Annotated in this window: 16 protein-coding genes; 9 read left to right on the top strand and 7 right to left on the bottom strand. The window is 56.8% G+C overall.

The window, feature by feature from the left end; translation table 11 throughout:
- Genes HB631_RS19570 through HB631_RS19535 form a run of 8 tightly spaced genes read left to right on the top strand, consistent with a single transcriptional unit; the run spans position 1 to position 7469 of the window.
- Entirely contained in the window at positions 1-426 is a 426-nt protein-coding gene (locus HB631_RS19570; protein WP_213992859.1) for a thioesterase family protein, read from the top strand.
- Entirely contained in the window at positions 420-1025 is a 606-nt protein-coding gene (locus HB631_RS19565) for an outer-membrane lipoprotein carrier protein LolA (protein WP_213992858.1), read from the top strand. The genes HB631_RS19570 and HB631_RS19565 overlap by 7 nt, the downstream gene beginning before the upstream one ends.
- Positions 997-3315, top strand: a complete 2319-nt coding sequence (locus tag HB631_RS19560) for an MMPL family transporter (protein WP_213992857.1) — start codon at positions 997-999, stop codon at positions 3313-3315. The genes HB631_RS19565 and HB631_RS19560 overlap by 29 nt, the downstream gene beginning before the upstream one ends.
- Positions 3312-3884 (top strand): DUF3261 domain-containing protein, encoded by a 573-nt coding sequence (locus tag HB631_RS19555; RefSeq protein ID WP_213992856.1) that lies wholly within the window; start codon positions 3312-3314, stop codon positions 3882-3884. Before HB631_RS19560 ends, HB631_RS19555 begins: the two co-directional genes overlap by 4 nt.
- Before the next feature lies 1 nt (position 3885).
- Positions 3886-5043 carry a beta-ketoacyl-[acyl-carrier-protein] synthase family protein gene (locus HB631_RS19550; RefSeq protein WP_213992855.1) on the top strand — a complete coding sequence of 386 codons (1158 nt, stop codon included), beginning with the start codon at positions 3886-3888 and terminating at the stop codon, positions 5041-5043.
- Entirely contained in the window at positions 5036-5509 is a 474-nt protein-coding gene (locus tag HB631_RS19545) for a 3-hydroxy-fatty acyl-ACP dehydratase (protein ID WP_213992854.1), read from the top strand. Before HB631_RS19550 ends, HB631_RS19545 begins: the two co-directional genes overlap by 8 nt.
- Positions 5509-6240 carry a 3-ketoacyl-ACP reductase FabG2 gene (locus HB631_RS19540; RefSeq protein ID WP_213992853.1) on the top strand — a complete coding sequence of 244 codons (732 nt, stop codon included), beginning with the start codon at positions 5509-5511 and terminating at the stop codon, positions 6238-6240. The genes HB631_RS19545 and HB631_RS19540 overlap by 1 nt, the downstream gene beginning before the upstream one ends.
- The gene (locus HB631_RS19535; protein WP_213992852.1) at positions 6237-7469 is read left to right on the top strand and encodes a beta-ketoacyl-ACP synthase; all 1233 of its coding nucleotides are present in this window, start codon (positions 6237-6239) and stop codon (positions 7467-7469) included. Before HB631_RS19540 ends, HB631_RS19535 begins: the two co-directional genes overlap by 4 nt.
- Positions 7470-7682: 213 nt before the next feature.
- On the opposite strand, the gene HB631_RS19530 is transcribed toward HB631_RS19535, so the two are convergent.
- The 5 genes from HB631_RS19530 to HB631_RS19510 all read right to left on the bottom strand — a co-directional run bounded on the left by HB631_RS19530 (position 7683) and on the right by HB631_RS19510 (position 14452).
- A complete protein-coding gene (locus tag HB631_RS19530) occupies positions 7683-7874 on the bottom strand; it encodes a GhoT/OrtT family toxin (RefSeq protein ID WP_255557130.1) in 192 nt (63 codons plus the stop codon).
- Positions 7875-8154: 280 nt separating this feature from the next.
- Positions 8155-11247, bottom strand: coding sequence for an efflux RND transporter permease subunit (locus tag HB631_RS19525; RefSeq protein ID WP_213992851.1), 3093 nt, complete (start codon positions 11245-11247; stop codon positions 8155-8157).
- 11 nt (positions 11248-11258) lie between these two features.
- Positions 11259-12368 carry an efflux RND transporter periplasmic adaptor subunit gene (locus HB631_RS19520; RefSeq protein ID WP_255557133.1) on the bottom strand — a complete coding sequence of 370 codons (1110 nt, stop codon included), beginning with the start codon at positions 12366-12368 and terminating at the stop codon, positions 11259-11261.
- Between the two features lie 146 nt (positions 12369-12514).
- Positions 12515-13969 (bottom strand): alpha/beta hydrolase, encoded by a 1455-nt coding sequence (locus HB631_RS19515; RefSeq protein WP_213992849.1) that lies wholly within the window; start codon positions 13967-13969, stop codon positions 12515-12517.
- Positions 13970-13984: 15 nt separating this feature from the next.
- Entirely contained in the window at positions 13985-14452 is a 468-nt protein-coding gene (locus HB631_RS19510) for a glycine zipper 2TM domain-containing protein (protein WP_213992848.1), read from the bottom strand.
- A 470-nt stretch (positions 14453-14922) separates the two neighbouring features.
- Between HB631_RS19510 and HB631_RS19505 the strand changes: the two genes are divergently transcribed.
- The gene (locus HB631_RS19505; protein WP_213992847.1) at positions 14923-15540 is read left to right on the top strand and encodes a TetR/AcrR family transcriptional regulator; all 618 of its coding nucleotides are present in this window, start codon (positions 14923-14925) and stop codon (positions 15538-15540) included.
- 59 nt (positions 15541-15599) lie between these two features.
- On the opposite strand, the gene HB631_RS19500 is transcribed toward HB631_RS19505, so the two are convergent.
- On the bottom strand, positions 15600-16349 hold the full coding sequence (locus HB631_RS19500; RefSeq protein ID WP_213992846.1) for an SDR family oxidoreductase: 750 nt from the start codon (positions 16347-16349) through the stop codon (positions 15600-15602).
- Between the two features lie 141 nt (positions 16350-16490).
- Positions 16491-17078: a trypsin-like peptidase domain-containing protein gene (locus HB631_RS19495; protein ID WP_213992845.1), complete on the bottom strand. Its 588-nt coding sequence runs from the start codon at positions 17076-17078 to the stop codon at positions 16491-16493.
- Positions 17079-17656: the final 578 nt, after the last annotated feature.

Genomic DNA, 17656 nt, shown 5'->3' with positions numbered 1-17656 from the left:
GTGGTAAACGATTCTCGTTTAAGCCATGAAGTGGAGCTGATTGTCTCTTTCCATGATTGCGATCCGATGGGCGTGGTCTGGCACGGCAACTATATGCGTTTTTTTGAAGTGGCCCGTGAAGCATTGCTGGATAAATTCAATTACGGCTATCGCCAGATGCAGGCGTCCGGTTATTGCTGGCCGGTGGTGGATCTGAAAGTCAAATATCGCGCCGCCATTACCTATGAGCAGCATATCCGGGTGCGCGCCACTATTGAAGAGTACGAGAACCGCCTGCGGATCGCCTATCAGATTTTTGACGCCGACAGCGGGCAACGGACCACCACCGGCTACACCATCCAGGTGGCGGTGGCCGAGGGCTGTCGTGAGCTGAGTTTCGTCTCGCCGCAGATCCTGTTCGAACGACTGGGGGTCACGCCGTGCTGAAATTTTTTATCGCCGTCATGGCGCTGTTCAGCTGCGTCGTGCAGGGCGTGACCCTGGACCAGTTGCAGCAGCGCTTCAGCCTCCAACCGGTGGTGCGCGCCGACTTCAGCCAATCGCGCTCCATTGCGGGTATCGCGAAGCCCCTGGTATCCAGCGGTCAATTGCTGATCGCCCGGGATAAGGGGTTGTGGTGGCACCAGGCGCGTCCCTTTGCCCTGACCCTGGTGCTGGACGATAAGCGTATGGTGCAGGTGATGAACAATCAGCCGCCTCAAATCGTCACCGCCGAAAGCAATCCGCAGATGTTTCAGTTCAATCATCTGTTGCGCGCCCTGTTCCAGGCAGATCGCCAGGCGCTGGAACAAAACTTCATCACCGATTTTACCGACGAGGGCCATCAGGGGTGGCGTTTGGTGCTGACGCCTAAAACCACGCCGCTGGATAAACTTTTTCATACCATCACCCTCACCGGGCACGATTACCTGGAAGGTATCGAGCTCAATGACCGTCAGGGCGACCTGACCACAATTACCCTGAGTAATCAGCGCTTAACACCACGGACGTTAACCGATGACGAACAGCAGCGCTTCGTATTCTGAATGGCATCGCCGCGGGGCCATAGCCTGGGGAATCGTCTGTGTCGCCCTGTTGATTGCCGCCGCCCTGCTATTACCCCGGGCACAGATCAACAGCAGTGTACTGGCGCTGTTGCCCAAACAGTCCATGGGAAATATCCCGCCGGAATTGCAGCAAGGATTTATGCAGCGGCTGGATCGGCAGATGGTCTGGCTGGTCAGCCCCGGCGGTAATGACGATTCCGCCGCCGCCTGGTGGCTGGAGCAGTTGCGGGCTTTGCCGCTGTTGCAAAATCTGAAGGGCCCGGTGGACGAGGCGCAGCTGCGATCATGGGGAAGATTTGCCTTTGAACACCGTAACGGCCTGGTGGACGGCGCAACGCGCTCACGCCTGGCGCTGGGGGGAACGGCTCAGGCGGATTGGGTATTGGCGCAGCTTTACTCCGCTTTTGCCGGCGTCAGCGGACGGGAGTTGCACGGCGATCCTCTGCTGCTGGTGCGCGGCGCGCAGCTGGCGATGCAGGGCAGTGCCGGTGGATTAGGACTGTCCCAAGGCTGGCTGACGGTCAGGGATGCCCAGGGCCGGCAGTGGTATTTTCTCCACGGCGAACTGAGCGGCAACTCATTTGATATGGCCCAGGGCCGGCAATTGGTGGCCGGTCTGCATCGGTTGCAAACCGAACTCAATTCGCGATTCCCCGATGCACAGGTATTGACGCGCGGCACCGTGCTGTTTAGCGATTATGCCAGCCAGCAGGCGCGGCATGACGTATCCAGGCTGGGGCCGGCCACTCTCGGGGGCGTACTCCTGCTGGTATTCGCCGCGTTCCGATCTTCCCGCCCGCTGTGGCTTTGCGGTCTGTCGGTGGGCATCGGCGCTCTCGCCGGCACGGTGATGACGCTGTGGCTGTTTGGAGAGCTGCACCTGATGACCCTGGTCATGAGCCTCAGTATCGTCGGGATTTCAGCGGATTACACCTTGTATTATCTTACCGAACGCATGGTGCACGGCGGTTCGGCATCGCCCCTGGAGAGCCTGAGAAAAGTCCTGCCCGCCCTGCTGCCGGCACTGGCCACGGCGGCGATCGCGTATCTGATCATGGTACTGGCGCCGTTTCCGGGTCTGCGGCAATTGGCGGTGTTCGCGGCGGCGGGCTTGACCGCCTCCTGCCTGACCGTGGTGTGTTGGTATCCCTATCTGGTCCGGGGATTGCCGGTTCGGCCTTTGCCGGCAATGATGCTGCTGGGCCGCTGGCTGGCCGCCTGGCGCCACAATCCCTGGGTACGTCTCGGACTGCCGCTGGCGTTTGTCGCCCTCGCGCTGGCGGGAGCATTGCGCCTTAAGGTTAACGACGATATTTCCCAGCTACAGACCATGCCCGCCGGATTGTTGCGGCAGGAGCGCCAGATTACCGCTTTGACCGGGCAAAGCGCCGATCAAACCTGGTTTGTGGTGTACGGCGACAGCCCTGAACAGACATTGCAGCGATTGGAGAATCTCGCTCCGCGGCTGGAGGAGGCACGGCAAAAAGGCTGGCTGAAAAGCTGGCGTTCGCTGCCGCTGTCATCGCTTATACGGCAGCAGCGCGATACGCAGCTAATCGCCGCCGCCGCCCCCGCGGTTATGAACGGGCTGCGCCAGGCCGGGGTGGATGTCGCCGACCCTGATGTCCGGCCGATGCCGGTGACGCCTGAGTCATGGCTTGACAGTCCCTTGAGCGAAGGCTGGCGCTTGTTATGGTTGTCGCTGCCCTCCGGTGAAAGCGGGGTGCTGGTGCCGGTGAGCGGCGCCGTTCAGGACCAAGGGCTGTCCCGGCTGGCGGAAAGCCTGCCGGGAGTGGCCTGGATCGATCGCAAAAACGCATTTGATGAGCTGTTCGGCTTTTACCGAGTGATGCTGGGCTGGCTGTTGGCGGCCGCCTTGGCGGTGATTGCCCTGAGTTATGTCGCGCGCCTCGGCCTGCGTCGGGGGCTCATCAGCATCGTGCCCTCCCTGCTATCCCTGGGGGCCGGATTGGCGGCGCTGGCGTTGAGCGGGCACCCGCTGAATCTGTTTTCCCTGTTGGCGCTGATGCTGGTGCTGGGTATCGGTATCAACTATACCCTGTTTTTCAGCAATCCCCGCGGTACGGCGATGACTTCTTTGCTGGCGGTGACATTGGCGATGTGTACTACGCTTCTAACGTTGGGCATGTTGGTTTTCAGCAGTACTCAGGCGATTAGCAGCTTCGGTATCGTGCTGTGCAGCGGTATTTTTACCGCGTTTTTACTGGCGCCGCTGGTTGTGCCCGATTCAAAAGGAAAACCTAAATGACATCGTTCAGACGCCGGATAGTCCTGCTGTGCGCGCTGCTTCTCGGTGCCTGTGCCGGCCATCCCGATCCGGGCCGGCCGCAGGCGTGGCTTAAACCCGGCGTGCGCGTCACCCTGCCGGCGCCGGGCATCAGCCCCGCCGTTAGCGAGCAACAGCTGCTGACCGGCACGTTTAAAGGCAAACAACAATCGCTGCTGGTATTGCTGAATGCGGATGAGCGGCAGCTATCCCTGGCGGGGCTCTCTTCCCTTGGCATTCGTCTGTTCCTGGTGACCTATGACCGGCAGGGCATTCATACCCAGCAGTCTATCGTGCTGCCGGAGATGCCCCCCGCCAGCCAGGTACTGCTGGATATCATGCTCAGTCATTGGCCCGTCGAACGGTGGCGGCAGCAATTGCCGGCCGGCTGGACGCTGAGGGACAGCGGCGACACGCGGCAACTCCGCGACGACAGCGGCAGGCTGGTCACTGAAATACGTTACATGATCCGTAATAATCAGCGGGAGCCCATCAGCGTGCAGCAGTTCGCTTTTGGTTACCATATCGTTATTCAACACCTGGATAGTTAGTATGATCACCATTTCTGCTGTGGGCATGTTGAACGCCTTGGGCAATAATCTTGACGACATCGCCGCCAATCTGTCCGGAGGCACCGCTCCGGGGATGAGGCCGGACAGCGGTTGGCTATTGCACGGCAGGCCCTGCTGGACAGGTCGGGTTGATGGGGATCTTCCCCTCATTCCCCCGGCGTTCGCCGATCACAACAGCCGCAACAATCGTCTGCTGCTGGCCGCTCTGGCCCAGATCCGGTCGGCGGTGGATGAGGCTGTCGCCCGCTTCGGCGCCCATCGCGTGGCGGTGATCCTGGGTACCAGCACCTCCGGCCTGGATGAGGCGGATAAGTATGTCGCCCATCACTTGCCCAGCTACCGTTATGCCCAGCAAGAGCTAGGGGATCCTTCCCGTTTTTTGGCCGGCTTGTTGCGATTGGGCGGCCCGGCTTACACCATTTCCACCGCCTGTTCCTCCAGCGCGCGCGCCCTGATAAGCGGACAGCGTGTGATTGAGTGCGGGCTGGCCGATGCGGCCATCGTCGGCGGCGCCGATACCCTGAGCCGTATGCCGCTGAACGGTTTTGACAGTCTGGAGTCTCTTTCCGCCGGGCGCTGCAGTCCGTTCAGTCGCCAGCGCGACGGCATCACCATAGGCGAAGGCGCCGCGTTGATGCTCATTGGCCGGCAATCCGGCAGCGTCGGGCTGTTGGGGGTGGGTGAATCTTCCGATGCGCATCATATGTCCGCCCCCCATCCGGAAGGCGCGGGTGCGATCCGGGCGATAACCATGGCGTTGGAACAGGCGCGGCTGCGGCCGATGGATGTGGGTTATATCAACCTGCACGGCACGGCGACGAAAATGAACGATCGAATAGAAGCCGGGGTGATCCATGGCCTTTTCGGCGACGCGGTGCCCGGCAGTTCCACCAAGCATCTGACCGGGCATACCCTCGGGGCGGCGGGAATCTGTGAGGCGGCAATCTGTTATCTGCTGTTGACGAGGGAGTTGGACCTGCCGCCGCAGGATTTTTCACAAAGCGACCTGGATGATACCTTGCCGCCGTTCGGTCTGCTTACCGCCCCGGCGCGGCCCGCTCATCCCGTAATGTTATCCAATTCGTTTGCCTTTGGCGGCAATAACGCCTGCTTGATTTTGGGAAGGACTGATGGCTGAGTATTTATCCGCCGCGGAGTATTTACCGCACCGCACGCCCATGATGCTGCTGGACGAGTTGCTCTTGATTGACGAAGAACGCGCCCATTGCCGCGTGCGCGTCGGCCGCGATACGGTGCTGGGGCCCTTCCTGAACGCAGAGGGGCAACTACCGGCCTGGTTTGGCATTGAAATCCTGGCTCAAACCATCGGCGTCTGGTCCGGCTGGCATGGCCACCGTCTGTACAATACCGTGCCGCGGCCGGGTATGTTATTGGGCGGGAGGGGATACCAGTGTAAAACCGCCGGTTTCCCGGCCGGCGCCCTACTGGACGTGCAGGTTCAGCTATTGATGCGCGATGAAAAAATCGGCAGCTTCGAAGGGGTGATTTTTATCGGCGGTGAACGTTATGCCGGCGGCAGGCTGAACATTTATCAGCCTGACGACCATGAATTACAACAACTTTTACAACAGGGCGATAGCTAATGTCATGTGCAGTGTTAGTGACCGGGGCCAGTAAAGGCATTGGACGGGCGATTGCGCTGCGTCTCGCCGCCGACGGTTTTTTGGTGGTGGCGCACTACCACCGCGACCGAGCGGGGGCCGAAGAGACCTTGGGGCGGATAAAGACCGCCGGCGGCGCGGGGCGTATCCTGGGTTTTGATGCGGCCGAACGCCTGGAGTGCAGGGCGGCTATCGAGCGGGACATTGAACGTCACGGCGCCTATTACGGCGTGGTCAGTAACGCAGGCGTTACCCGCGACGGCGCTTTTCCGGCCCTTGGCGACGAAGACTGGGATCAGGTTATCCATACCAATCTCGACAGCTTTTACAATGTGCTCCAGCCCTGCGTCATGCCGATGATCGGCTTACGCAAAGGGGGGCGGATCATCACCTTGTCATCAGTGTCCGGCCTGATGGGCAATCGCGGCCAGGTGAATTACAGCGCGGCCAAGGCGGGCATTATCGGCGCCACCAAGGCGCTGGCGGTGGAACTGGCGAAGCGTAAAATTACCGTCAATTGCATTGCCCCCGGCCTGATAGATACCGGCATGATCCAGATGGAGCCGGCGGCTCTTGAGGAAGCAATGCACATGATCCCCATGAAACGGATGGGACAGCCGGACGAAGTCGCGGGCTTAGCGGGGTATTTAATGTCCGATAGCGCGGGTTATGTGACCCGTCAGGTGATATCCATCAATGGAGGTATGCTGTGATTCGGCGCGTCGTGGTAACGGGAATGGGCGGCGTGACAGCCTTCGGCGAGTCCTGGCAGAGCGTGTCCGATGGACTGCACTCGGGTTTGAACGCCGTGCGCAAAATGCCGGAATGGCAAATCTATGACGGGCTGCATACCCTTCTTGGCGCACCCATCGATGACTTCCGCCTGCCGGAGCACTATACCCGCAAGCGAACCCGTTCCATGGGCCGTGTTTCGCTGCTGGCCACCCGGGCCACGGAATTGGCTTTGGCGCAAGCGGGCCTGCTGGGGGACCCGGTGCTTACCAACGGCGAAACCGGCATTGCCTACGGATCCTCCACCGGCAGTACCGGGCCGGTGAGCGAATTCGCCACCATGCTGACGGAAAAACACACCAATAATATCACCGGCACTACCTATGTGCAGATGATGTCCCATACCGCCGCGGTAAATACCAGTCTGTTCTTCGGCCTGCGCGGCCGCCTGATCCCCACCTCCAGCGCCTGTACTTCCGGCAGCCAGGCCATCGGCTACGCGTTTGAATCCATCCGGCACGGCTATCAAACCGTCATGGTGGCGGGCGGGGCGGAGGAGCTTTGTCCGTCGGAGGCGGCGGTCTTCGATACGCTGTTTGCCACCAGCCAGCGTAACGATACGCCTAAAAGCACGCCGGCGCCTTTCGATACCCATCGAGACGGCCTGGTGATCGGCGAGGGGGCCGGCACGCTGGTACTGGAAGAACTGGAACACGCCCTGGCGCGCGGTGCCACCATTTATGCCGAACTGGTGGGGTTTTACACTAATTGCGATGCGACGCATATTACCCAGCCACAGCATGAAACGATGCAGGTCTGTATTGAAGGGGCGTTGCGTATCGCGGGTTTACAGGCGGCGGACATCGGTTATATCAGCGCTCACGGCACCGCCACCGATCGCGGCGATGTGGCGGAAAGCATGGCCACGGCGGCGATATTCGGCAATCAGACGCCCATTTCTTCCCTGAAGAGTTATTTCGGACATACGCTGGGTGCCTGTGGCGCACTGGAAGCCTGGATGAGCATAGAAATGATGCGTGAAGGCTGGTTTGCGCCGACGCTCAATCTAACTCGACCGGCGGAAGATTGCGGCGATTTGGACTACATCATGGGGGAACTGCGCCTGCTGGATACGCAATATATACAGTCTAATAATTTTGCGTTCGGGGGGATTAACACTTCATTAATTTTTAAACGCTGGTCAGCATAAAAATTCTCACCCTATTTTTCCGGCAAAAAACCCCGCCGTCCAAGACGGGTAAACAGGGTAGAACAGTGCTGAATTTTTATCCAGCTGTATCAATTATAGGCTATCGGCAAATTACCGGCACAATGCATCCGCCAGCCGGTGCGGGACTTTTGTTGGCGTTCATGGGTCTGTTCAGGCCGGCAGGGGAAAAGCTATCTGTAAAAAACGGGAGCATTAAAACAGCAGCAGTGCCACGACAATGGGAAAACTCAGCGGCCAGGTAAGGGCTATCAATACCGAGCAGAGAAGACGCATTTTCATTGAAGGGTCGCAGCTGACCCGATATGTTAAAAAACCCGTGGCAGCGGCCCCAAGGGAATAGATCAATTTGATATATTCCCATCCCGTGACCATTTCAATATCCATTTTAATAGGCCTTCAAATCGCGCTATTTTCCCCGGTATATTCCGGGCTATGGGTCCTGCATTAACCTTAATCTATCAAGATACAAAATAATCCAATGATGCTAAGAGCAATAGCCAAAGCGGATATGACATTGAAATCCTGATTGTCCAGATACATAGTCACCTCCTACCATTTTTAACCCTATTAATAATGGGACTTTTGCTGCCGGCGTGTTGTGACTGAGTGTTCATAATTGTAAGTTTACGTAAAAACAGCGGATTTTTGATGGTAGCCGCCGGCGCTATTTTTTTACCCATTCCCTGAGCCGTTGAATATGAAGATAAAGCGCGGGGATCACTAAAATTCCCACGGCGGTGGCCATCAGCATACCGCCGAATACCGTTATGCCGATAATTCTTCGGCTCATGGCGCCGGCGCCGCTGGCGAACACCAGGGGCGTTACCCCGAATATAAAAGATATGGCGGTCATCATAACGGCGCGGAAACGCTGAAAAGCGCCGTCCCGGGCCGCTTGCGTAATACTTGCGCCCTCTTCGCGCCGGGCTTTCGAAAACTCGACAATCAATATCGCGTTTTTAGCCGCCAGCCCTATCAGCAGCACCAGTCCTATCTGGGCATAGACGTCATTGGCAAAACCCATGACCTCTAGGCCGGCCACGGCGCCGGCCACGGCAAAGATGACCGACAGCATCACCACCAGCGGGATACTCCAGCTTTCATACTGCGCAACTAAAAACAGGTAGGCGAAAACCAGCGCCGCCGCATAAATCACCAGCGCCTGGCCGCCGGCCTGCTGCTCCTGCCAGGACATACCGCTCCAGGCATATCCGTAACCCGCGGGAAGCTGATGCCGCATCAGATCCTCCATCGCCCCCATGGCCTGGCCCGAACTGACGCCTTCGGCGGCGGAGCCGCTCACCGACACTGAAGGAAACTGATTGAAATTACTGATAAACGGCGCTCCCAGGGTGGGAGTAATATGCACCAGATTGGCCAGCCGGACCAATGCGCCGTTGTCGCTGCGTACATTGATTTGTCCGATCTGCTCCTGCCGTTGCCGGTACTCCATGTCATTTTGCAGTTGTACGTTGAATAAACGATTATTGCGGGTAAAGTCTCCCACGTTTATCCCGCCCATGGATGCCTGCAGCGTTGCGAAAATACGGCTGACGGGTACCTGCATCAGCGCGGCGCGATTGCGATCGATGCTCAAGCCGATTTCCGGCACCGCGGCGCTGAAGGTAGTGAACACTCGATTTAACAAGTGATTCTGATTGGCCGCCAGGATCACTCCGCCGGCGACCTGCGCCAATGCTTGGGGCGTCTGTCCTTCCAGTGCCTGGATGCGCAGATCAAAACCGGAAGCGCTGCCCAGGCCGCTGATGGCCGGCGGATTGAAGGCCATGATCATGGCTGCCGGAATGGCCGCCAGGCGCGGCTGGATATCGGCCAGTACCTGATTGACCTGCTGACGTTGCCCCCAGGGCTTAAGCAGGACAAACATTAACCCGGCATTGGTGGAATCACCGCCGCTGAGCAGGCTGAAACCGGTGATTTTGATGACATTCGCCACCGCCGGATTCGCCGCCACCTGCTGATAAACCCGCCCCATCACCCGCTGTGTGCGATCCAGTGAAGCGCCGTCCGGTAATTGTACATTGATAAAAAAATATCCCTGATCCTCTTCAGGCAAAAAGGAGGCGGGCAGGCGGCTATAAACCCATCCGGTGGCTAACCCCACCAGCAGCAGGATAATCACGCTGGTGGCCGCCCGCTTACTGATTAACAGGGCAACACGGACGTATTTGTCCCGCAGCCGGTCCAGGTCCCGGTTAAATCCGCCGAAAAATCCCCGGGTAGTTAATTCACGCCGTTTTATCAGCGAGACGCACAGGGCGGGGGCCAATGTCAGGGCATTGATGCTGGACAAAATAACCGCCGAAGAGAGGGTAACGGCGAATTGCCGGTAAAGCGAGCCGGTAATGCCCGGCAGTATGGCGATGGGCACGAACACCGCCATCAGCACCAGCGTGGTGGCGATTATCGGGCCGGCTATCTGTACCAGCGCCTTGCCGGTGGCCTGCGCCGGCGTCAACGTGTCATCCTGGGACAGCAGTCGTTCGACGTTTTCCACCACCACGATGGCATCATCCACCACCACGGTAAGCGCCAGGATAATCGCGAACAGGCTGAGGGTATTGGCGGTATAGCCAAAAGCGAACAGCACAGCAAAGGTGCCGAGCAGGGAAACCGGAATGGTAAGGGCCACGATAAAGGTGGCACGCAGGCTTTGTAAAAACAGATAAACCACCACCAGGACCACCGCCAGGGTCAGCGACAGTGAAATGACAATCTCGTCCAGGGTGGCGGTAACCGTGGTGGTGGAGTCGTAATTGATGGAATACGCCATGTCGTCCGGGAAGTCGCGGGCCAAACGGGCCATTTCCGCTCTGACCGCGCCGGCCACCGCCAGGGCATTGGAGCCGGGGGTGGGATAAACCCCCAAAAAGGTTGAGTCGGTATTATTCAGGGATGAATTCACCTGGTAATTTTGCGCCCCGAGATCCACCCTGGCCACGTCTCCCAATCGTACCGTGCCACCTTGTGCGTTGGTGCGGATAATCACCTGGCTGAACTGCCGGGCGTCCTGCAAGCGGCCCCGGCCGCTGATGGTCAAGGTTTGCTGCTGCGCGGGGGGATTGGGGGGCGAGCCTACCTGGCCGGCGGCGGCCTGGATATTCTGTTGCTGCAAGGCCTGGATAATATCCTGCGTGCTGACATTAAGGGATTCCATCCGGCGCGGATCCAGCCAGACCCGCATGCTGTAATTGCGCGCGCCGAAGATTTGAACGTCTCCCACGCCGTCGAGGCGGGCCAGGGCATCACGCAGGCGCAGGCTTGAATAATTGCTGAGAAACAGAGTGCCCAATGTCTGTTTGGGGGAAAAGATGTTCACCCCCAACAGGATATTGGAGGAACGTTTACGTACCGAGACGCCATTGTTATTCACCTCCGCCGGCAATTGCGCGCTGATTTGAGAGATTCGGTTTTGCACTTCCACCGCCGCCATGTCCGGATCGGTGCCGCTGGCGAACGTCACGTTCAACTGATATCCGCCGCTGCTGGCACTGTTGGATTCCATATACAGCATATGGCTGACGCCATTGACCTGGGCTTCGATGGGGGAGGCCACCGCTTCGGCGACGTCCCGGGCGCTGGCCCCGGGATAAAGCGCGGAGACCGATACCACCGGCGGCGCGATATCCGGGAATTGTTCCACCGGAATCACCTTCAGGGCGGTCAAGCCAATCAGCGTGATAACCACCGCAATGACCATGGCGAACTTAGGACGCGTGATGAAAAAAAGCAGCATGAGTAGACCCCTTAGTCCGCGTTAGCCGGTTCAGCTATGGCCGAACCTACCGGCACCGCCGTGGTCGCATTCACCATCATGCCGGGCTGGACCCGCTGCAGGCCTTCGATAATGACCCGATCCCCGGCCGCCAGTCCCTGTTTGATTTGGTACTCCTGCTCAAACTGATCGCCGATAACCACCGGCCGCACTTCCACCCGGTTTTGACTGTCTACCAGCAGGACAAAAAAGCCCTCGCGATTTTGCTGTAACGCGGCGATGGGCGCCATCACCACCGGATCGACGCGGCCGGAGGTCAGCGATACGTTCACCACCCCGCCGGGCAGCAGCAGATGGCGTGGATTGGCAAAACGCGCCCGCACGGTAACCGTGCCGGTCTGACTGTCGATGCGATTATCCACCGATTCAAATACCCCCGGTTCCGGATAATCCATGCCGTTGGCCAACTGCAGGTGCGGGGTATAGCCGCTGTGGGAAAAATCATCGGCGTCGGCGTTTTTCCGGTTTGCCGCGGCGATGTAATCCCGTTCATTGACGGCGATGGCAATCCGGATAGGGTCGAGCTGGACCAGATGCACCAGCGCACCGCTCGCCGGATTGATCAGGCTGCCGACGCCAAAATTGCTGTGGCCTATACGTCCGGTAATCGGCGCGGCGATCAGGGTAAAACTCAACTGTAACTGCTGAATGCCGAGATTGGCTTGTGCCTGGGCCACCGCCGCGCTGGAGGTATCCCGCTGCGCCTGGGCGGCATCCACGTCCGCCAGGCTGGCGGACCGCTGCTGTCCAAGGCGCTGCAGACGGCCCAGGTTAAGTTGCGCAAGGCGGGCAGTGGCTTTGGCGCTGTCGAGCTGCGCCTGCGCCTGGGCAACGGCGGCCCGATGCAGCGCTGGATCGATTTCAAACAGCGGATCGCCGGCCTTAACCATCTGGCCTTCGGTAAAATCCCGCCTGGCGATAAAACCTTCGGTGCGAGTAGTGATATCCACAGCCTGTATGGCCTCTATACGCCCTAGGTAATATAAAGCCCGCTGGAGCACCCGCTGCTCGATAACCGCGACAGTCACCGCCGGCAGTGGCGCGGCGGACAGGGGGTAGGAGACATTGAATAACGCCAACATTATCAAAGAATAGAGCAGCAGGCCGGTACGATGCTTTACTGTCATGATCTTACCTATACATAAATGAAGTTCACGCTTTTATAAAAGGTTTTTAAATATCCATTCACATCAAATGCGGCCGGTGCATAAAGCGATACCGGTGTGATTCAAGGCTCAATCTTGTTATCGATGCGTTTGAGCATATAAGGAAAAAACGGATTGGATGAAAGACGCATCAGAGAATCCAACCCCACCACCAATACCGAGCGTTCGCCTCGGGCGGCAAAGGCTCCCAGGCTGATACCGTACTGATTGCGCGGATCCGGATAACGCCCGTACAGGGAATCGTTCATGGGAAAAGGCAAGGCCACATGGGATAACGAAAAGATATCCGCCGGATAGTCTATTCCCAGCAGTTCTACGGTTTCCTCAGTGTGTCCGGCAAGGGTGGTCCGCGCCAGGGTTGAGAGGCTATTGGGGGAAATATTGGTGACCACGGTAGTGGTATAGCGGCGCGGCGCCGGCGGTAATAAACGACCTAAGGCGGTATAGGAAGAGGTCCTAAGCAACGGTCCGAAGCTCTCGGTCTGATTCAGATCAAACAGCACCAGTTCGCTGCCGTTGGCCGGTAGCTGCTCATATAACGCCGTGACCACCGCGCGGGTGCTGACGGTGGAATCCATAACCGACTGAAAAGTCAGCACCGGCGGCAATGACGCCAGCTTATTATTGCGGGCGTCCCGGGCGATTTGCTGTTGCAGGACCCGGGTCAGCTCAAAGGATTGCCGGCCGCCGTTCACCGGAAACGAATTGTATTTGAAGGGGTTGAATTCCGGCACTATTCCCAGCCAGGCGGCCTTGGCAAATGCCGGGAAAAAAGCCGGCCAACCGGCGATGCCGGCGAACCGGGCAAAACGGGTCACCCCGATCATGGGCGAAATCAGAATGACCCGGGAGGGTTTTGCCAAAGCAGGATCGTCCAAGGCATCGAGGGTGTATTTCATCGCCAGCGCCCCGCCATTGGAAAAACCAACGATATGCAAAGGCCGATCCTTACCGCTCAGCATTTTCGCTTCACGTACCGCTAAACGTGTCGCCGCCGTCCAATCCTGCCATTTCACCTTGGTAAGGGCGCCCGGTACCGTGCCATGGGCCGGCAGACGGATGCCGACGGCCACAAATCCACGCTGGCGGTAATTTTCGGCTATATGACGCAGACTGTAGGGGGTATCAGTCAAACCGTGCAGTAATACCACCGCGCCTTTGGGGGCGCCGTCAGGCATCATGATATAGGACCGATTCCAGTTGGTGACGAAACGGTCGGGATAAATCGGACTGCCGGAATAATAGCGATTAAGCGGGGTTTGGACGTCCGGCGCCAGCTTGTCGGTCACATTTTCCCGCACGCTTTGGAATAATGCGTCTTCCGCATGTAAATAGTCCTCCCAACTGGCTTTATCAATGGCTTCCGCCTGCATATCGTTCGGCACAAAAGTATGCCAAAGCTGTAATGGCGGTCCGCGCTGTGTTTCAAAAACACGCAATCCGAATACCGCGACAGCGAAGATGACCAGGACCCAAAAAAAACGCCTCATCCAGGTGTAAATGACTCTGACAGCCATAGGCCCATCCCCCGATCAGCGCGGTGAAACCGTCGTCGAACTGCCGTTGGTGGCGACGGCCACGCGCTGGCCGACATGGAACTGGCTGGAGCCCAGGGCCTGGACCACTATGATGGTGGATCCATCGTCCCGGCGAACTTCAAGCTCCACACCGCTGCTGCGATTAGCGGCGCTTTGCACAGCCGAACCCGCGGCGGCGCCGCCCACCGCGCCCGCGGCGGTGGTCAACCTGCGTCCGTTGCCGCCGCCGACGGAATTGCCGAGCAATCCGCCTATTACGCCGCCGCCAACGGTACCCAAGACATTTTCGCCGGAGCCTCCCTGAATAGTGACCGGACGGACCGAGATCAATGTGCCATAGGTAACGATATGGAGTTGCCTGGCTTGCGCCGAGGTAAAAGTATCGCCGGAAGAGGTGCGGTTACTGGCGCAGCCGCTTAATAACGCCATGGTAACGGCAATGACGACATATGTTCTGGTCATGATTTCCCCTGTAATTTCTCATGTATGACACGCGGAGCAACATTTATGTAAGCCCGGGATGGATTATATAAGCGAGTATTAAGCATCTATTAAATGCCTGGTTATCTCAGCCAGACATAAAATGAAAATAGATTAAATCATAATTTATGTGAAGCTAATAATTAACAATAAATTCTCATCAATGTGCCAAAGATAAATAATTCTTACGGAATGGGGGAAAAATCCAAAGTAATCTTGTTCTTATTATTTCAGTATTATTTATGTATAAGTAACCAATTCTTATTTGTACATAAATTCAAAATAGCTCATGCTGGGTTAATATAAACATTAATTATTATTTTGATGTGAGATATCGATCATATTCAACGGTTAAGTTATCCCATAACCGGTATGGCCCCTGCCGGCGGCCCACAATTTAACGCAAAAGGCGCGCTTGCCGCTGCGGGTGGGATAATTTACAATCGATCGTTATGAAAACAGATAAAATCCCTCCCACCAAGCCCCGCGGGCGGCCGCGCTCTTTTGATCGCGATACCGTGTTGGATCGCGCCATGCGATTGTTTTGGCTGCGTGGTTATGAGACCACCTCCCTGGCGGAATTACTTAAGGTCATGGAAGTCACCACGCCGAGCATTTACAGCGCTTTCGGCGACAAGGAACATCTGTTCCTGGAAACCATCAAGCGATATATCGCCGGGCCGGGCAGCTACCAGGCCGAGGCGCTGGGGGAAAAAACCGCCAAACAGGCGGTGACGCGCATTCTCAGCCAGGCGGTGGACAGCATGGTTGACCCCCATACTCCTCCCGGCTGCATGCTGACGCTTTCCACCATCAACTGTTCCGCGGCGTCGGCCTATGTGCAACAGGCCGTTACCGAAGCCCGTAGGGAAACGGAGCTGGCGTTGTGTCGGCGTATCGAGCGGGGCATAGCGGAAGGGGATGTGCCGGCGGATACCGATGCGGCGGCGCTGGCGGGATTCTACGCGACGTTTTTGTACGGGATGTCCATCAAGGCTACAGAAGGAGTGACCCGGGCACAGGCCCGAGCCATGGCGGATGCGGCCTTGAGGGCATGGCCGCCGGACTGAAACGGCCGCCCGGCTTAAAATATGCCAGACCGCCGTCGGGCTGGGACGGTTTTGGGGTCTCAGATCTGCGCCTGGCCGCCGTCGACAAACAGTTCCGCGCCGTTAACGAAGCTCGCCGCGTCAGAGGCGAGGAATACCGCTACTTTGCCGATTTCCGCCGGCTGGCCCACCCTTCCAAGGGGGACCAGGGAGGCCATGGTCTGCAGCAGGCCCTGCTGGTGTTCTTGCTCAACCAGACCCAGCAGGCCGGGCGTTTGGACGGGGCCTGGGCTTAGCACATTGATGCGGATATCCTGGCCGGCCAGATCCTGTATCCAGCTGCGGGCGAAATTCCGCACCGCGGCTTTGGTGGCGCTGTAAACGCTGAAATCCTTTCCGCCAAGGGCCGAGGTGGTGGAGCCGGTCAGGATTACCGACGCGCCTTTCGATAACAGCGGCAGTGATTTCTGCACGGTAAACAGCACTCCTTTGACATTGATATCGAAGGTACGATCATAATGCTCCTCGGTAATCGCCCCAAGGGGAGCAAATTCGCCGCCTCCCGCATTGGCTACCACAATATCCAGATGTCCTTTTTGGCTTTTGATCTGATCAAACAGGGTATCCAGCGCCGCTAAATCCGCTACATCAGCCTGGATCCCCGCTGCCTGATTGCCAAGCTGCGCCAACGCGTCGTCAAGCTGCTGTTTCCTGCGGGCGGTGATAAAGACAAACGCCCCCTCATTGACGAATTCCTGGGCGATACCCAAGCCGATACCGGTGCTGCCGCCGGTTACCAGCGCTATTTTACCTTGAAGCGTTTGACTCATCCGATCCCCCTGGTCAATGTTTGTTATTCTTTAGATTTTCATAGTGAACACTACGAAAATAGTCACAGGAAGAAGGGACGTCAAGATATTTCGTAACGATTGATACGCAATAGTCGTGAAATGTTATACCGCTAAATCAAATTAACTCTTGGTTTCTTTATCGACCCAACCGGCTATTTCCTGATAGGGAACAAACATGGTTTGGTTCCGTTTAGGATGAGTGGCGGTAAATACCCCCACTATCGCACCATCCTGGGCGTAGACCGGACCGCCGCTCATGCCGGGCACACCGCCGGCGTCGCTCAGCCCATAGAGGCAACTTGTGCCCGGCTTATCCCACCAGCCGAATTCCTTCAACACACCGGATGAGGAGGTCGGCATGGCCGTATAGGCGTTATATCCGTAGAGGCTGAGTTTGTCGCCTTTACCCGCGGTTTCAAGCTTGGGTAATTTCCGGCCGGTATTATCATGATAAATAATCGCGACGTCGCACAATGGATTATACGCTTTTACCTTGACCATCATGATCTTAGCCACATGTCCAGCGGTGAGGCTATATTTGGCGGTAAGAGGAAAGCTGGAACCAATGGCGCCGGCAAGCACCGGAATCCCGACAAAATGAAAATCTGCTTTGCTTTCTGCCGTTTGATCAACTTTATAATGTCCAACCGCGGTACAGGCAGATAATAATAGGGGAAATAAAGAGACTAAAAGAGTAATTTTCATCATTACCGCTTCGCTATTGCCGCTTGAATGAAATTGATCACCGGTGGATCAAACCTGGCTAATACTGCGTGCCAATAGGGTTAACGGCCGGTTTTTCTTTTTCTTTAGCCGGCGGAATTACCCTATTCAATAAATGGAAAGAACTTGGCAGGTAAAATTATTCACTTAACTCAAATTATTTTTTGGATGATATTGATTCAGTGAGCTATATTTTATTCGGAGGCTTTATCATTTTTCCGCGTTAAAAAGAAAAAATTTATTTATGCGCGGACCTGGCCATTATGCGCCTCCAGGCCTGCCCGAATGGCCTATCACCGAGTGTAAAAGCAGTGATCGGGTGAGTTAAGTAAAATTTTGAGTTGAATAAGCGACGTAGGGTCATAAAATGACTATTTTTTATTGTTTGCCGTATCATAATTTGTATTTATTTTTATTTTTCGCTTTGAAACAAAATATTAATATATCTACAACATATATATGCCATTGAAAGCAGAAATATCTGCAAGAGTGTTTTTAGCCACTGGTCGAGTTGAGTTGGTTTTGAGTTCGTTTATGGAAAGACATTTATCCTGGTTTTTTTG

The organism is Sodalis sp. dw_96, from assembly GCF_018449575.1.
In the GTDB taxonomy this organism is placed as follows: domain Bacteria; phylum Pseudomonadota; class Gammaproteobacteria; order Enterobacterales; family Enterobacteriaceae; genus Acerihabitans.
This window is presented reverse-complemented; position numbering and strand designations above follow the sequence as displayed.

What these genes read in the sequence shown, in the direction of transcription:
- HB631_RS19560 (WP_213992857.1), top strand. Translation starts at nt 997, where the DNA reads ATGACGAACAGCAGCGCTTCGTATTCTGAATGGCATCGCCGCGGGGCC.
- HB631_RS19555 (WP_213992856.1), top strand. Translation starts at nt 3,312, where the DNA reads ATGACATCGTTCAGACGCCGGATAGTCCTGCTGTGCGCGCTGCTTCTC.
- HB631_RS19550 (WP_213992855.1), top strand. Translation starts at nt 3,886, where the DNA reads ATGATCACCATTTCTGCTGTGGGCATGTTGAACGCCTTGGGCAATAAT.
- HB631_RS19545 (WP_213992854.1), top strand. Translation starts at nt 5,036, where the DNA reads ATGGCTGAGTATTTATCCGCCGCGGAGTATTTACCGCACCGCACGCCC.
- HB631_RS19540 (WP_213992853.1), top strand. Translation starts at nt 5,509, where the DNA reads ATGTCATGTGCAGTGTTAGTGACCGGGGCCAGTAAAGGCATTGGACGG.
- HB631_RS19530 (WP_255557130.1), bottom strand. Translation starts at nt 7,874, where the DNA reads ATGGATATTGAAATGGTCACGGGATGGGAATATATCAAATTGATCTAT.
- HB631_RS19525 (WP_213992851.1), bottom strand. Translation starts at nt 11,247, where the DNA reads ATGCTGCTTTTTTTCATCACGCGTCCTAAGTTCGCCATGGTCATTGCG.
- HB631_RS19520 (WP_255557133.1), bottom strand. Translation starts at nt 12,368, where the DNA reads ATGTTGGCGTTATTCAATGTCTCCTACCCCCTGTCCGCCGCGCCACTG.
- HB631_RS19515 (WP_213992849.1), bottom strand. Translation starts at nt 13,969, where the DNA reads ATGGCTGTCAGAGTCATTTACACCTGGATGAGGCGTTTTTTTTGGGTC.
- HB631_RS19510 (WP_213992848.1), bottom strand. Translation starts at nt 14,452, where the DNA reads ATGACCAGAACATATGTCGTCATTGCCGTTACCATGGCGTTATTAAGC.
- HB631_RS19505 (WP_213992847.1), top strand. Translation starts at nt 14,923, where the DNA reads ATGAAAACAGATAAAATCCCTCCCACCAAGCCCCGCGGGCGGCCGCGC.
- HB631_RS19500 (WP_213992846.1), bottom strand. Translation starts at nt 16,349, where the DNA reads ATGAGTCAAACGCTTCAAGGTAAAATAGCGCTGGTAACCGGCGGCAGC.
- HB631_RS19495 (WP_213992845.1), bottom strand. Translation starts at nt 17,078, where the DNA reads ATGATGAAAATTACTCTTTTAGTCTCTTTATTTCCCCTATTATTATCT.